The sequence below is a fragment of the Streptomyces sp. Root1310 genome (assembly GCF_001426425.1).
Lineage (GTDB): Bacteria > Actinomycetota > Actinomycetes > Streptomycetales > Streptomycetaceae > Streptomyces.
In genome coordinates, this window is sequence record NZ_LMEQ01000035.1 from 281,423 (window position 1) to 296,190 (window position 14,768).

Genomic DNA, 14,768 nt, shown 5'->3' on the forward strand with positions numbered 1-14,768 from the left:
AAACTGTGCTGAATCCGGGTGTGGGGAGGTGATGCCGTGCGGGTCAGGTGAGGCTGCGGGTCAGAGCCAGGGAGTGCAGGAAGCGCATGAGGGTCATCAGGACGTCGCGGCTGGAGGCGCGGCGGCGGACGTCGCACTCCACGATCGGGATCTCGGGCGGCAGGTCGAGGGCCGCGCGCAGGTCGTCGATGGGGTAACGGGGCCCGTCGGGGAAGGTGTTGACGGCGACGACGAAGGGCACGCCGCCCTCCTCGAGCCGGCCCATGACCTCGAAGCTGACCTCGAGGCGGCGGGTGTCGACCAGGACGACCGCGCCGAGCGCGCCCTCGAACAGTCCGTTCCACAGGAACCAGAAGCGTTCCTGGCCGGGCGTGCCGAAGAGGTAGAGCACGACCTGCTCGGTGATGCGGATCCGGCCGAAGTCCATGGCCACGGTGGTGGCGGTCTTGGTCTCGGAGCCGTAGTTGTCGTCGACCCCGATGCCCGCCTGGGTCATGGTCTCCTCGGTGGTCAGCGGCCTGATCTCGCTGACGGAGCCGACCATGGTGGTCTTGCCGACGCCGAAGCCGCCCACGATGACGATCTTCGCCGCGGCCGTGGTGGTGTGCGGCAGATGGTCCTCGGCGCGTGGGCCGGGGATCGTGTCAGAGCCGTTGTAGTCCATGCATCACCGCTTCGAGAAGGGAACGGTCGGGGAGCTGCTGCCGGACGATGGGGGCGCGTGCCTGTACGAGTTCGGCCGCCAGCATCTCGGTGAGCAGCACCGTCACCACACTGAACGGCAGGCCGAGGTAGGCCGAGATCTCGGCCACCGACAGCGGGGCGGCGCACATCCGCAGGACCGCCGTCTGCTCCGGGGTGGCCGAGGAGGGCGGTTCGGCACGCGCCACGACTAACGTGACGAGGTCGACGGGTGCGCGCTCGCCGTCCGCACCCGTGATGATGTAGAGCCGTTCGGGGTTCTTGCCCTCCCCCTCCGCCCCCTCCTTCGAGTCCTTCGGGTCCGCCGGGAGGGGTGGGGGCGGCGGGGGCGGCTGGGGCAGGGGTTGTCGCCGGCGGCGTTGCGGAGGAGTCATACGCTCTGCCCGTTGCGCCGGGGCGGACTGGTCAGATGGGCGCCGATACGGACCACGAGGTCGCGCATCATGCCGCTCATCCGGCTGGCCTCGCAGCGCACGTCGGCGAGGACGGCGAGGTAGGCGTTGGCCCCGGCCGACATCATGTAGAAGTAGCCGCCGCTCAGATCGATGACGACCATGTCCATCTCGCCGGTGCTCGACTGGATCTCCTGGCCGACCGCGGCGGCCAGGCTCTGGAGGCCCGCGCAGGCGGCGGCGACGCGGTCGGCGGCGTCGGGGTCACCGGCGTAGCGGGCGATGCGCAGCCCGTCGGCCGAGAGGACCACGATCATCTCGATGCCCGGAACCCCGTCGTAGAGCTCCTTGAGCAGCCAGTCGAAGTTTTGGCGCTGCTGGATCACGTGAGGTCCCCTTCATCGTCGGCCTCGGGCTCGGCCTTGTCTTCGAGCAGATGCACGTATGCGGTGGGATTGCGGGTGAAGTCGGTGGGGTGCACGCCGGGCGGGGCCGCCTTGACCAGGCCCTCCCAGAAGGCCTCGAACGCCAGGCCGGGCTCCCGCTTCTTCTGGGGCTCCGGTTCGGGCTCCGGCCTGCGCTGTGCGAACGGGTCGGGTTTGCCGAGGCGCTCGGCCTCCTGGGCGGCGTACGCCTCGGCGTAGCGCTGGGTGATCGGGATCGTGGTCTTGCTGCGGCGCTGCGGCAGACCCTGGTCGGTCCACTCGGTGACCTCGGGCACCTCGTCGTCGGTCAGGGAGACTCCGGCCGGGATACGCGCGTTGGTGGGGCGGCGCTTCTTGGGCGGCCGCTTGGGGCCCTCGCCGATCTGGCTGAGGTCGATCTGCGGTACGGCGGTGGCTCCGATGCCGTGCGCGAAGCCGGGAGCGGGGTCGGAGGTCTGCATCTCGCTCGGCACGATGAGGACGGCCCGGACGCCGCCGTAGGCCGAGGTGCGCAGCGAGACCTGGAGGTTGAACGACGTGCACAGACGGCCCACGACCGCGAGGCCCAGGCGCGGGGTGCCGCCCACGTCCTGGATGTCGACGCCCGCCTTGGCCTGTTCCAGCATGCGTTCGGCCTTGGCGCGGGCCTCTTCGCTGAGGCTGACTCCGGCGTCCTCGATCTCGATGGCGATGCCGGTCTGCACCTCGACGGCGTTGACGTGCACCTTGCTCTGCGGGGGCGAGTAGCGGGTGGCGTTGTCGAGGAGTTCCGCGAGCGCGTGGATGAGCGGCTCCACGGAGAGGCCGCGGATGTTCACCTTGGCGATGGAGTCCAGTTGGATGCGGCGGTACTCCAGGATCCGGGACATGGCGCCGCGCAGCACGCTGTACAGCGGAACCGGCTGGGGCCAGTTGCGGCCGGGCCGGCCGCCGCCGAGCACACCGATGGAGTCGGCGAGGCGGCCGATCAGCGACGTGCCGTGGTCGATGCGCAGCAGGTCGTCGAAGACCTCGGGGTTACGGCCGTGGTCCTCCTCCATCTCGCGCAGTTCCGCGGACTGCTGGTGGACGATGGCCTGCACCCGGCGGGCGATGCTGACGAAGGAGCGCTGGGCCGAGTCGCGCAGGGACTCCTCGTGGTCGACGATGTCGAGGATCTTCCTGATCACGGCGCGCTGTGCGTCGTCGAGTTCACGGAAGTCGGGATCACCCTCGCTGAAGTCGCGCATCACCTCCCTGGGGGAATTTCCGGCCCGCAGCCATTCCACCGCGTTGGGCACGAACTCCTCGGCGAGGCGGCGGTTCTCCTCCGCGTGGCCGGCCACCCGGTGTTCCAGGTAGGCGACGCGCTGGTCCCGCTCGGCGCGCAGTTCCCGCAGGCGCCGCCCACGGCGCACCGACTCGGCTCCCGTCGCGATCACCAGGACGGTGGCGACGGCTCCGCAGACGCCGACGGCGAGCCGGGCCTGTGTCGCCACCAGGGCGACGGCGGCTCCGGTCGCCGCGGCCATCAGTATCGCCGGCAGCAACAGCACGCGTGCGTAGGGAAGTTCTCGGCGACCGGGTGGGGACTGAACACTCACCATGTGGGCACCCTCTGTAGGGATCTGTCGGCATCTTCGGGAAGTTTGGGAACAAGCGCACGAATACGCCTCAACTCGGTGCGCCGCGGGCGAGCTTAGTCCGACCGGATCATCGCCGTGTCATATTCCACAACTGCCTGAAACCACTTCCGCACGTGGAGTAACCTCAGTCCATTTGCACGCACGGCATTCATTCGAACACCGTGCGTCACTCGGAACAGGCGTGCGGGACAGTTCACCGGGACGGATGAGACGAGCACCCGTGAGGGGCTCGGGCGGTGGTCAGTTCCCCGCGATGCGCAGCGCCGCGTCGGCGGTGGCGCGGGCGAACTCCGAGACCGAGCGGTCGGGATCCGAGCGGTGCACGAGGATCACGCCCTCGATGAGGCCGAAGACCAGATCGGTACGGAGATCCAGCGCGCCCTTCGCGAGCCCGCCGCCCGCCGCCGTGGCCGCGATCAACTGGCGGTAGGTGTCCTTGAGTTCGGCGCGCACGGCATGGAAGCCGGCGAACCGCTCGGTGCGCACCTCCGGCAGCAGGTAGAGACCGCCGAGGTTGTGCGAGCCGCCGCACAGCAGCTCGACGTCGGTGCGGCACAGCTCCCACAACCGGTCCTCGGCCGTCCGCGTGTCGTCCGCGAGCAGCTCACGGGCGTAGGCCAGCGAGGGCGTGACCGTCGACTCCAGCAGCGCGGCGAGCAGCTCCTCCTTGCCGGAGACGTAGTGGTACATGGAGGCCTGGCGCATTCCCGCGCGTTCGGCGACGGCCCGGGTGGTGGTGGCGGCGTAGCCGCGCGTGGTGAACAACTCCGCGGCGGCCACGAGCAGTTCGGCGCGCGGGGCGAGCCCGCTGTCCGGGCGCTGCGCGGCCCGCGGGCGGCCCACTCGACGTCCGCTGCTCGTCCCCATGCCTTCGATCCTCGCACACGGCCCCGGACGGCGATCTTCGGACGACCCGGTGAGGAGTCGGTAACCGCCCCGCAACCGGCGGGCAACGGCGGCGACCCGCCCCGGACCTAATTTCTGTCGGGCGACAGAAATACCGCGACAGCGACGGAACCGAGCTGCGGAGGTCCGCAATGGCGGCGACAGCGACCACATACGGGGCACGCGCCCACGCCCGGGCGCAGGAGGGTGCCCGCGCCGAGGCCATGCCGGTCGTCCCGGCCCGGGACTGGCAGGACCCGCCCTGCGAGGCGGGCCACCTGGTGTGGGCCGAGACGGTCGCGGGCGGCAACTACACCCACCGGGTCCTCGCGCGCGGCACCGAGCTGCGCCTGACCGACCTGCGCGGCGACGCCTGCGCCCATCTGCTCCTGCACGTGGACGGCCGGCCCTGGGAGCGGCTGAACGTCGCCGACACGGTCAAGGTCCAGTGGAACGCCTACCTCGGCGAAGGCGTGCTGCTCCTGTCCGACCAGGGCCGCGTCCTCGCCTCGGTCGTCGCCGACACCGCCGGCCGGCACGACGCCCTGTGCGGCACCTCCACCCTCGTACGCAACACCGAGCGCTACGGCGACGGCAGCCCGCAGTCCGCCTCCCCGGCCGGCCGGGAGCTGTTCAAGCTGGCCGCCGCGAAGAACGGCCTGGAGCCCCGCGACCTGCCGCCCTCGCTCTCCTTCTTCCAGGGGGTGCGGGTCCGGGACGACGGCACGCTCGACTTCACCGGCTCGGCCGGCCCGGGCGGCAGCGTCACCCTGCGCGCCGAGCAGGACGTGACGGTCCTGATCGCCAACGTGCCGCACCCGGCCGACCCCCGGCCGCAGTACGTCAGCACCCCGCTGGAGGTCCTCGCCTGGCGGGCGGCGGCCACCGGCCCCGGCGACCCGCTGTGGGACGCCACACCCGAAGGCCGCCGCGCCTTCCTCAACACCGTCGAATTCCTGACCGCGAGGGGGCTCGCATGAGCACGAAGACAGTGGTGGCGGCCCGCGCCTCCTGGTCGTCGGTCGTCCGCCAGGGCGGGACGCTGACCATCACCGACCTGCACGGCAACCAGGCCGTCGACTTCCTCGTGTACGACGCCCACGACACGTCGGTGCGCTACAGCGCGCCCGACACGATCCACGCCCAGGGCGGCATCTTCCTCACCACGGGCAGTGTGCTGATGTCCAACGAGCACACCGCGCTGATGACGGTGACCGCCGACGGCGTGGGCCGCCACGACACCGTCGGCGGCGCCTGCTCCAAGGAGTCCAACACCCTGCGCTACGGCCACCACACCCACGCGCAGCACGCGTGCGTGGACAACTTCCTCGCCGAGGGCGCCCGGCACGGCCTCGGCAAGCGGGACCTGGTCTCCAACATCAACTGGTACATGAACGTGCCCGTCGAGCGGGACGGCACCCTCGGCATCGTCGACGGTCTCTCCGCGCCGGGCCTCTCGCTGACCCTGCGCGCCGAACGGGACGTCCTCGTCCTGGTCTCCAACTGCCCCCAGATCAACAACCCCTGCAACGGCTTCGAGCCGACTGCGGTGGAGATGACCGTCGACGAGGCGGACGAGGCGGGCGCCGCATGACCTTCGACACGCTGCTGGTCGCCAACCGGGGCGAGATCGCCGTCCGCATCATCCGCACGGCCCGCGAACTCGGCCTGCGCACGGTGGCGGTGTACTCCGACGCCGACCGCTCGGCACCCCACGTCCGGCTCGCCGACCAGGCCGTACGGCTCGGCCCGGCACCCGCGAAGGAGTCGTACCTCGACGCCGACCTGGTGCTGGCCGCGGCCAAGGACACCGGCGCGGGCGCGATCCACCCCGGCTACGGCTTCCTCTCCGAGGACGCGGCCTTCGCCCGCCGCTGCGCCGACGCCGGGATCGTGTTCGTGGGCCCGACGCCGGAACAGCTGGAGCTGTTCGGCGCCAAGCACACCGCGCGGGCGGCGGCTCGGGCGGCGGGAGTGCCGCTCGCCCCCGGAACCGGGCTGCTGGCGGACCTGCCCGAGGCGCTGGAGCGGGCCCGGCTCGTCGGCTACCCGGTCATGCTCAAGGCCACCGGCGGTGGCGGCGGGATCGGCATGTCGGCCTGTCGCTCGGCCGCCGAACTGACCGACGCCTGGGAGCGCGTCCAGCGGGTCGCCGCCGCGTCCTTCTCGTCCGCCGGTGTCTTCCTGGAACGGCTCGTGGAGCACGCCCGCCATGTCGAGGTGCAGGTGTTCGGCGACGGCGAGGGAGAGGTCGTCGTCCTCGGCGACCGGGACTGCTCCCTCCAGCGCCGCAACCAGAAGGTCGTGGAAGAGGCCCCGGCCCCCGGCCTTCCCCCGCGCGTTCGAGAGCAACTCGCCGCGAACGCGCGCGACTTGTGTGCTTCGGTCGGCTATCGATCCGCCGGCACCGTCGAGTTCGTCTACGACGCGGCCCGCGAGGAGGCCTACTTCCTGGAGGTCAACACCCGCCTGCAGGTGGAACATCCCGTCACCGAGGAGATCCACGGCGTCGACCTGGTCGCCTGGATGCTGCGTCTGGCGCGCGGCGAGCGCGACGTCGTGCGCGACCCGGGCCCGCCCCGCGGCCACGCGGTCGAGGCACGCCTCTACGCGGAGGACCCGAGCCGCGACCACCGGCCCAGCGCCGGGCTGCTGACCCGGGTCGAGTTCCCGCAGGGCGTGCGCGTGGACGGCTGGGTGGAGACGGGCACCGAGGTGACGACGTCGTACGACCCGATGCTCGCGAAGGTGATCGCGTACGGACCGGACCGGGACCACGCGCTGCGACGCCTGGACGAGGCCCTGGCCCGGACGCGGGTCGACGGCATCGAGACGAACCTCGGGCTGGTCCGGGCGGCGCTGGCGGACTCCCGGTTCGTGACGGCGACCCACTCGACGGCGACCCTCGCCACCGTCACCGACCCGACCCCGCGCGTCGAGGTCGTTTCCGGCGGCACCCTCACCACCGTGCAGGACTGGCCCGGCCGCACCGGCCACTGGCAGGTCGGTGTCCCGCCGTCCGGCCCGATGGACGACCGCTCGTTCCGCCTCGGCAACCGGGCGCTCGGCAACCCCGAGGGCGCCCCGGGCCTGGAGTGCACCCTCCAGGGCCCGGCCCTGCGCTTCAGTCACGCCACCACGGTGTGTGTGACGGGCGCGCCGGCCCCGGTCACCGTGGACGGCACGGCCGTGCCGCGGTGGGAGCCGGTGACCGTACCGGCCGGGGCGCTGCTGGAGATCGGCGCGCCCGGCGAACACGGACTGCGCACGTACGTCCTGTTCGCGGGCGGCCTCGACGTCCCGGCCTTCCTGGGCAGCGCGAGCACGTTCACCCTGGGCCGCTTCGGCGGCCACGGCGGACGGGCGCTGCGCACGGGTGACGTCCTGCACGGCGGGACGGTCGTCGAGGGCACCGCCGTACCCGTCCCGGACCGCCCGGAGTTCGCCCCGGTCTGGCACCTGGGTGCGGTCGAAGGCCCGCACGCGGCACCGGAGTTCTTCACCGAGGACGACATCCGCGACTTCTACGCCGCCGACTGGAAGGTCCACTTCAACTCGGCCCGCACCGGCGTGCGCCTGGTCGGACCCAAGCCGCGCTGGGCACGCACCGACGGCGGCGAGGCGGGTCTGCACCCGTCCAACATCCACGACACCCCGTATTCCGTGGGCGCCGTCGACTACACGGGCGACATGCCGGTGCTGCTCGGCCCGGACGGCCCGTCCCTCGGCGGCTTCGTGTGCCCGGCGACAGTGCTCAGCTCCGAGCGCTGGAAGCTGGGCCAGCTGCGCCCGGGCGACACGGTCCGCTTCGCGCCGGTGGACGTGGGCGGCGCGCCGCGCCCCGAGATCGTCGACGGGGGCGTGCTCGCCCGGGACGGCGACGTGGCCTACCGGCGCAGCGGCGACGACAACCTGCTGGTCGAGTTCGGACCGCTCCAGCTGGACCTCGCGCTGCGCATGCGGGTCCACGCGCTGATGGAGGCGGTGGCCGCGGCGGACCTGGCCGGCGTCACCGATCTCACCCCGGGCATCCGCTCGCTCCAGATCCGGACGGACCCCGCCCGCCTTCCGCTCGGTGAACTCCTCGCCGTGGTACGGGAGATGACGGCCGCCCTGCCCCCCTCGGACGAACTGGTCGTCCCCTCCCGCACCGTGCACCTCCCGCTGTCCTGGGACGATCCCGCGACCCGCGAGGCCATCGCCCGCTACATGGCGGGCGTCCGCGACGACGCCCCCTGGTGCCCCTGGAACATCGAGTTCATCCGCCGGGTCAACGGCCTGGACACCGTGGCGGACGTCTACGACACGGTGTTCGCCGCGGAGTACCTGGTCCTGGGCCTCGGAGACGTGTACCTGGGCGCCCCGGTCGCCACCCCGCTCGACCCGCGCCACCGGCTGGTGACCACGAAGTACAACCCCGCGCGCACCTGGACGGCCGAGAACTCGGTGGGCATCGGCGGCGCGTACCTCTGCGTCTACGGCATGGAGGGGCCCGGCGGCTACCAGTTCGTGGGCCGGACGACCCAGGTGTGGTCGCCCTGGCAGCAGCGCGGCGCGTTCGAACCGGGCTCGCCCTGGCTGCTGCGCTTCTTCGACCGGATCCGCTGGTATCCGGTCGGGGCGGACGAACTACTCGAACTGCGGGCCGACATCATCTCGGGCCGTTTCGTGCCGCGCGTCGAGAAGGGCACCTTCTCGCTCGCCGGGTACCAGGCCTTCCTCGCCGGGAACGCCGGCCCGATAGCGGAGTTCAGGTCCCGCCAGCAGACCGCTTTCGCGGCGGAGCGGGACGCCTGGGAGGCGGCCGGCGAGTTCGCGCGGGCGGCGGCCGCCGAGGCGCCGGCCGCTCCCCCGGCCGAGGTGGCGGTACCGCCGGGCGGCCGCCTGGTCGAGGCGGAGTTCGCCGCCTCCGTCTGGCAGCTGAACGTGTCGCCGGGCGACGAGGTGACGGCGGGGCAGCCGCTGCTCGCCCTGGAGGCGATGAAGATGGAGTCCAGGGTGCACGCGCCGGTCGACGGCGTGGTGGCACAGGTCCTGGCCCGCCCCGGCGACCAGGTCGAGGCGGGGACGGCACTGCTCGTCCTGGGCCCGGCCGCGAGCTGACCGGCCGATCGGCCCGACACCATGCAAGGAGCACACATGTCCACGACCGTGTCCCGCGTCCGCGCCGCCTACGCCCGCATCGAGGCCACGGACCGCCCGGAGATCTGGATCGACCTGCGGCCGCGGGCGGAGGCCGAGGCGGAGGCCCGCACGCTCGACGAACGGCTGGCGCGCGGTGAGCGTCTCCCGCTCGCGGGCCGGCTCCTCGCCGTCAAGGGAAACATCGACGTGGCGGGGCTGCCGACCACCGCGGGCTGCCCGGCGTACGCCTACCGGCCCGCCGCCGACGCCCCGGTCGTCGCCCGGCTCCGCGCGGCCGGTGCGCTGGTGCTGGGCACCACCAACCTGGACCAGTTCGCGACCGGCCTGGTCGGCACCCGCTCCCCGTACGGCGCGGTGCGGGGCGCCGTCGACCCGTCGCGGGTGAGCGGCGGCTCCAGCTCCGGTTCGGCCGTCGCGGTGGCCCTCGGCATCGTGGACCTCGCCCTGGGCACGGACACGGCGGGTTCGGGGCGGGTCCCGGCCGCCTTCAACGGCATCGTCGGCCTCAAGCCCACCCGCGGACTGGTCCCCACCGAGGGCGTCGTCCCGGCCTGCGCCTCCATCGACTGTGTGACGGTCTTCGCCCGCACGCTCCCCGAGGCGGAACGGGCCCTGGCCCACATGGCGTCGCCGGCCGACCGCGCCCTCCCCTCGCTCGCCGCCCGCGTCCCCGGGCCCTGGCGGATCGCGGTCCCGCCCCTCGACCGGCTGGGCGAACTGGACCCGGGCTGGGCGGCGGCCTACCAGACGGCGGTACGGCGGCTCGAAGCGGCCGGGGCCGAGATCCGCGGCATCGACCTCACCCCGTTCACCGAGGCCGCCGCGATGCTCTACGAGGGCGCGTTCGTCGCCGAGCGCTACACGGCCGTGGGTGAGTTTGTCGACAAGTTGACCGCGGAGGGGGGCGCGGGGCTGGACCCGACGGTCGCGGGCATCATCACCCGGGCCCGGGACGTCCCGGCCCACCGGCTCCACGCGGACACCGAGCGCCTGACCGTCCTGCGCACCCGCGCCCTGGCCGAACTGGCGGACGCGGACGCCCTGTTGCTGCCCACCGCACCCGGCCACCCCACCCTCGCCGAGGTCGCCGCCGACCCGCTGGGGGCCAACGCCCGGCTGGGCCGCTTCACCAACTCCACCAACCTCTTCGACCTGGCGGCGGTGGCCGTCCCGGCCGGCGAGGTGAACGGCCTGCCCTTCGGCGTGATGCTGGTCGGCCCGGCCTTCACGGACGAACGGCTGGCCCGGATCGCGGACCTGCTGCGCCCCGAGGTGTACGTGGCGGTGGCGGGCGCCCATCTGACCGGCCGGCCCCTCAACCCCCAGTTGCTGTCCCTGGGCGCGGTGCTGGACCGTACGACCACGACGTCCGCCGTCTACCGCCTGCACGCCCTGCGCACGGCCCCGCCCAAGCCGGGTCTCGTGCACGTGGGCGAGGGCGGCGCCGCGATCGAGGTGGAGGTCTGGCGGCTCCCGGCGGAGGGGCTCGGCAGCCTGCTCGCCGCGCTCCCCCGCCCGATGACCCTGGGCAGCGTCGAACTCGCCGACGGCACGCGGGTTCCCGGCTTCCTGTGCGAACCGGGCGCCCTCGGCGACGCGTCGGACATCACGGCGTACGGGGGCTGGCGGGCGTATCTCGACCAGGGCTGAGATGGACCGCCGAGAGGTGCGGGGCCGCAGTGACCTGCGGCCCCGCCGCGCGGACGGCACGAACGGCCGCCACGCCCGACCCGCGCCCGCGCCCGCGCCCGCCGGACGGCATCACCCCACCGACGAATAGGCGACGACGCCCCGCAGCAGCTCGTCGACCGCCTTCCGGGCGTTCTTCGCCACCGTCGAGCCCCCGGCCGAGGCGGGAGCCGCCGCCGCGATCTGCCCCAGCACGTCGATGACCTGCTTGCACCAGCGCACGAAGTCACCGGCGGGCATCTCCGCCTCGCGCAGCACCTCGTCGAGGCCCTTGCCGGAGGCCCACATGTACGCCGACCAGGCGAAGCCGAGATCGGGCTCGCGCTGCCCCACGCCTTCAGTCTGGCTGATCCGGAAGTCCTCCTCCAGGGCGTCCAGCCGGCCCCAGATGCGCACCATCTCGCCGAGTGCGGCCTTGGCCTTGCCCGAGGGCAGCTTCGGCGCCATGGCGTCGTCCCCGGCCCGCGACTCGTAGACCAACGCCGAGACACAGGCGGCCAGTTCGGCGGGGGCCAGCCCCTCCCAGACGCCCGCGCGCAGGCATTCGCTGGCGAGCAGATCGAGCTCGCCGTAGAGCCGGGCGAGCCGCTTGCCGTGCTCGGTGACCTCGTTGCCCCGCAGATAGTCGAGCTCGGTCAGGAGCGCCACGATCCGGTCGAACGTGCGGGCGATCGTGTTGGTGCGTCCTTCGATACGACGCTCCAGCTGCGAGGTGTCCCGCAGCAGCCGGTGGTAGCGCTCGGCCCAGCGGGCGTGGTCCTCACGGTCGGAGCAGCCATGGCAGGGGTGCGCGCGGATCGCGGTGCGCAGCCGGGCGATCTCCTGGTCGTCGGCGGCCTGCGAGCGCTGCTTGCGGGCCCGCTCCGGCGGGATGTGCCCGGCCTTGGTGCGCAGCGCGGAAGCGAGATCACGGCGGGACTGCGGCGAGCGCGGATTGAACGACTTCGGGATCCGCATCCGGTCCAGCGCCTCTACGGGCACCGGGAAGTCCATCGAGGCCAGCCGCTTGACCTGCCGCTCGGCGGTGAGGACCAGCGGACGCGGCCCGTCGTGCTGCTCGAAGCCGCGATGGCCGTTGGCCCGGCCGGCGGGCAGGCCCGGGTCGAGCACCAGCGCCAGCCCCGCGTACTTGCCGGTGGGCACGTGGATGACGTCCCCCGGCTTGAGCTTCTCCAGCGCCACGGCGGCCTCGACGCGCCGCTGGCTCGCACCCTGCTTGGCCAGTTCGGTCTCGCGGTCCTTGAGGTCGCGGCGTAGCCGCGCGTACTCGTCGAAGTCACCGAGGTGGCAGGTCATGGAGGCCTTGTAGCCCTCGAGCCCCTCTTCGTTGCGCTGCACCTGCCGGGAGATCCCGACCACCGACCGGTCCGCCTGGAACTGCGCGAACGAGGTCTCCAGCAGCTCGCGCGAGCGGTGCCGCCCGAACTGCTCGACCAGGTTGACCGCCATGTTGTACGACGGCTTGAAGCTGGAGCGCAGCGGGTACGTGCGGGTGCCGGCCAGACCGGCGAGGTGCTCGGGGCTCATCGCGCGCTGCCACAGCACGACGGCGTGCCCCTCGACGTCGATGCCCCGTCGGCCCGCGCGGCCGGTGAGCTGGGTGTACTCGCCGGGGGTGATGTCGGCGTGCTGCTCGCCGTTCCACTTGACGAGCTTCTCCAGCACCACCGAGCGGGCGGGCATGTTGATGCCGAGGGCGAGCGTCTCGGTCGCGAAGACGGCCTTGACCAGGCCGCGCACGAAGAGTTCCTCGACGACCTCCTTGAAGGTCGGCAGCATGCCCGCGTGGTGGGCGGCGATGCCGCGCTCCAGCCCCTCCAGCCACTCGTAGTAGCCGAGGACGTGCAGGTCCTCGTGGGGGATGGCGGCGGTGCGCTCCTCGACCAGGGCGCGGACCTCGGCGCGTGCCTCCTCGTCGTTCAGCCGCAGCCCGGCGTACAGACACTGCTGGACGGCGGCCTCGCAGGCGGCCCGGCTGAAGATGAAGGTGATGGCGGGCAGCAGCCCGGCGGCGTCGAGCCGCTCGATGACCTCCGGCCGTCCCGGTGTCCACACCCGCGACCGCTGCCGGCGCTCCCGCTCGCGGTCGGCCTCGCGCATGTTCCGGCCGCGCCTGCGGTCCTGGTAGGAGGGCCGGCTCGCCTCCATGCGGGCCAGCCGCGTGAGGTCGGGGTTGACGGCTCTGCGCTGGCCCTCGCCCTCCTCGAACAGGTCGTACATCCGCCGCCCGGCGAGCACGTGCTGGAACAGCGGCACGGGCCGGTGCTCGGAGACGATCACCTCGGTGTCGCCGCGCACGGTGTCCAGCCAGTCGCCGAACTCCTCGGCGTTGGAGACGGTCGCCGACAGCGAGACCAGGGTGACCGACTCGGGGAGGTGGATGATCACCTCTTCCCACACGGCGCCCCGGAAGCGGTCGGAGAGGTAGTGCACCTCGTCCATCACCACGTACCCGAGGCCGAGGAGAGTCTGCGAGCCGGCGTACAGCATGTTCCGCAGCACCTCGGTGGTCATCACGACCACGGGGGCGTCGGAGTTGACGCTGTTGTCGCCGGTGAGCAGACCCACCTTCTCGCTGCCGTAGCGCCGGCACAGGTCGGAGTACTTCTGGTTCGACAGCGCCTTGATGGGCGTCGTGTAGAAGCACTTCTTGCCCTGTTGGAGGGCGAGGTGGACGGCGAACTCGCCCACGATCGTCTTGCCGGAGCCGGTGGGGGCGGCCACCAGGACGCCCTTGCCCGCCTCGAGCGCCCGGCAGGCCTCGATCTGGAAGGGGTCGAGACCGAAGTCGTACATCTCGCGGAAGGACGCGAGCGAAGTGGCCTGCTCGACAGCGCGCTTGCGTGCTGCCGCGTACCGCTCGGCCGGTGAGAGATCCTCTGTCATCGTGCTTTCGAGCGTACCGGGCCGCACTGACAACAGGACGATCATTATCCGGATCCGGTCTTGCCAAACCTCGGTACGCCCAGCTCACGGGGGCACGGGCGGCCCGTTTCAGGGGCCGATGAGCCGCACCGCGCCCGGCACGCACCGCGCGGTGAGCGGCAGCTCCCCGAGCCGCTCCCCGTCCGCGTAGCCCGAGACGCCCGCCGCGGCGATCTCGACCTTCGCCGCCCGGAGCACGGTGACCTTCGGATGCTCGACGTGCGTCCCCCGGTACACCTTCGGGAAGACGCGCAGCAGTGTCCTGCGGCGGCAGTCCCCGACGACCGTGACGTCGAACAGTCCGTCGGTGGGATCGGCGCCGGGGCAGATCCGCATGCCGCCGCCGTAGGAGGATCCGTTGCCGACGGCGACGAGGGTGGCCTCGACCTCCCGGACGGCTCCGTCGTCGAGCGTGATCCGGTAGGGGAACGGGCGGAACGCGGCCAGTTCCGCCAGCATCGCGAGGTCGTACCTGGCGCGGCCGACTGGCCATCGCATGCGGTTGCCCCGGTCGTTGACGCGGGAGTCGAAGCCGGAGGCGAGGACGGTGCCGAACCAGCGGTCGCCGACCCGGCCGAGGTCGATGTCGCGGATCCGGGCGCCCTTGAGGGCGTCGGCGACCAGCCGGGCCGCGGCCGCCGGATCGCGGAGGGGCAGGCCGAGGGCGCGGGCGAAGTCGTTGCCGGTACCGGCGGCGACCAGCCCGAGCGGGGTGCGGGTACCGGCGACGGCCTGCAGGGCGAGGTGGGCCAGCCCGTCGCCGCCGACGGCGATCAGGGCGCCGGTGCCGTCGGCCACCGCGGCACGCGCGCGTACGAGGGCGTCCTCGGCGTTCACGCCGAGGACCGTGCGCACCGTGTAGCCGGCCGCCCGCAACGCGGAAGCGGCCGGCCGCGCTGCGTGAGCGCCCCGGCCGCGGCCCGCCGCGGGATTGACGAAGAGGGTGATCTCGCTGGTCACGGGGATGACCTTAGGAGTTC

At 72.7% G+C, this 14,768-nt stretch carries 11 protein-coding genes; 4 read left to right on the forward strand and 7 right to left on the reverse strand.

Annotation, left to right across the window (positions count from 1 at the left end):
- Window positions 1-43: 43 nt before the first annotated feature.
- The 5 genes from ASD48_RS41050 to ASD48_RS41070 all read right to left on the reverse strand — a co-directional run bounded on the left by ASD48_RS41050 (window position 44) and on the right by ASD48_RS41070 (window position 4,011).
- Window positions 44-664 carry an ATP/GTP-binding protein gene (locus ASD48_RS41050; RefSeq protein ID WP_057607018.1) on the reverse strand — a complete coding sequence of 207 codons (621 nt, stop codon included), beginning with the start codon at window positions 662-664 and terminating at the stop codon, window positions 44-46.
- Window positions 645-1,076, reverse strand: coding sequence for a DUF742 domain-containing protein (locus ASD48_RS41055; RefSeq protein WP_057607019.1), 432 nt, complete (start codon window positions 1,074-1,076; stop codon window positions 645-647). The genes ASD48_RS41050 and ASD48_RS41055 overlap by 20 nt, the downstream gene beginning before the upstream one ends.
- On the reverse strand, window positions 1,073-1,480 hold the full coding sequence (locus ASD48_RS41060) for a roadblock/LC7 domain-containing protein (RefSeq protein ID WP_057607020.1): 408 nt from the start codon (window positions 1,478-1,480) through the stop codon (window positions 1,073-1,075). The genes ASD48_RS41055 and ASD48_RS41060 overlap by 4 nt, the downstream gene beginning before the upstream one ends.
- Complete coding sequence (locus ASD48_RS41065; RefSeq protein ID WP_199876203.1) at window positions 1,477-3,105, reverse strand: ATP-binding protein; 1,629 nt, start codon at window positions 3,103-3,105, stop codon at window positions 1,477-1,479. Before ASD48_RS41065 ends, ASD48_RS41060 begins: the two co-directional genes overlap by 4 nt.
- Window positions 3,106-3,384: 279 nt before the next feature.
- A complete protein-coding gene (locus ASD48_RS41070; protein ID WP_057607022.1) occupies window positions 3,385-4,011 on the reverse strand; it encodes a TetR/AcrR family transcriptional regulator in 627 nt (208 codons plus the stop codon).
- A 170-nt stretch (window positions 4,012-4,181) separates the two neighbouring features.
- Here ASD48_RS41070 and ASD48_RS41075 point away from each other — a divergent pair, with 170 nt between their 5' ends.
- The 4 genes from ASD48_RS41075 to atzF are packed head-to-tail and all read left to right on the forward strand — an operon-like array spanning window position 4,182 to window position 10,824.
- Window positions 4,182-5,009: an urea amidolyase associated protein UAAP1 gene (locus ASD48_RS41075; protein ID WP_057607023.1), complete on the forward strand. Its 828-nt coding sequence runs from the start codon at window positions 4,182-4,184 to the stop codon at window positions 5,007-5,009.
- On the forward strand, window positions 5,006-5,623 hold the full coding sequence (locus ASD48_RS41080) for an urea amidolyase associated protein UAAP2 (RefSeq protein ID WP_057607024.1): 618 nt from the start codon (window positions 5,006-5,008) through the stop codon (window positions 5,621-5,623). The genes ASD48_RS41075 and ASD48_RS41080 overlap by 4 nt, the downstream gene beginning before the upstream one ends.
- Window positions 5,620-9,132 carry a 5-oxoprolinase/urea amidolyase family protein gene (locus ASD48_RS41085; RefSeq protein ID WP_057607025.1) on the forward strand — a complete coding sequence of 1,171 codons (3,513 nt, stop codon included), beginning with the start codon at window positions 5,620-5,622 and terminating at the stop codon, window positions 9,130-9,132. The genes ASD48_RS41080 and ASD48_RS41085 overlap by 4 nt, the downstream gene beginning before the upstream one ends.
- A gap of 36 nt (window positions 9,133-9,168) precedes the next feature.
- Entirely contained in the window at window positions 9,169-10,824 is a 1,656-nt protein-coding gene (gene atzF / locus ASD48_RS41090) for an allophanate hydrolase (protein ID WP_057607026.1), read from the forward strand.
- A gap of 111 nt (window positions 10,825-10,935) precedes the next feature.
- Here the strand turns inward: atzF and ASD48_RS41095 are convergent, their stop codons facing one another.
- Together ASD48_RS41095 and ASD48_RS41100 are read right to left on the reverse strand one after the other, a co-directional pair.
- On the reverse strand, window positions 10,936-13,794 hold the full coding sequence (locus ASD48_RS41095) for a DEAD/DEAH box helicase (RefSeq protein ID WP_057607027.1): 2,859 nt from the start codon (window positions 13,792-13,794) through the stop codon (window positions 10,936-10,938).
- A 63-nt stretch (window positions 13,795-13,857) separates the two neighbouring features.
- Complete coding sequence (locus ASD48_RS41100; RefSeq protein WP_057607028.1) at window positions 13,858-14,748, reverse strand: diacylglycerol kinase; 891 nt, start codon at window positions 14,746-14,748, stop codon at window positions 13,858-13,860.
- Window positions 14,749-14,768 lie beyond the last annotated feature (20 nt).

What these genes read in the sequence shown, in the direction of transcription:
- ASD48_RS41095 (WP_057607027.1), bottom strand. Translation starts at nt 13,794, where the DNA reads ATGATCGTCCTGTTGTCAGTGCGGCCCGGTACGCTCGAAAGCACGATG.
- ASD48_RS41050 (WP_057607018.1), bottom strand. Translation starts at nt 664, where the DNA reads ATGGACTACAACGGCTCTGACACGATCCCCGGCCCACGCGCCGAGGAC.
- ASD48_RS41065 (WP_199876203.1), bottom strand. Translation starts at nt 3,105, where the DNA reads ATGGTGAGTGTTCAGTCCCCACCCGGTCGCCGAGAACTTCCCTACGCA.
- ASD48_RS41055 (WP_057607019.1), bottom strand. Translation starts at nt 1,076, where the DNA reads ATGACTCCTCCGCAACGCCGCCGGCGACAACCCCTGCCCCAGCCGCCC.
- ASD48_RS41075 (WP_057607023.1), top strand. Translation starts at nt 4,182, where the DNA reads ATGGCGGCGACAGCGACCACATACGGGGCACGCGCCCACGCCCGGGCG.
- ASD48_RS41080 (WP_057607024.1), top strand. Translation starts at nt 5,006, where the DNA reads ATGAGCACGAAGACAGTGGTGGCGGCCCGCGCCTCCTGGTCGTCGGTC.
- ASD48_RS41085 (WP_057607025.1), top strand. Translation starts at nt 5,620, where the DNA reads ATGACCTTCGACACGCTGCTGGTCGCCAACCGGGGCGAGATCGCCGTC.
- atzF (WP_057607026.1), top strand. Translation starts at nt 9,169, where the DNA reads ATGTCCACGACCGTGTCCCGCGTCCGCGCCGCCTACGCCCGCATCGAG.
- ASD48_RS41070 (WP_057607022.1), bottom strand. Translation starts at nt 4,011, where the DNA reads ATGGGGACGAGCAGCGGACGTCGAGTGGGCCGCCCGCGGGCCGCGCAG.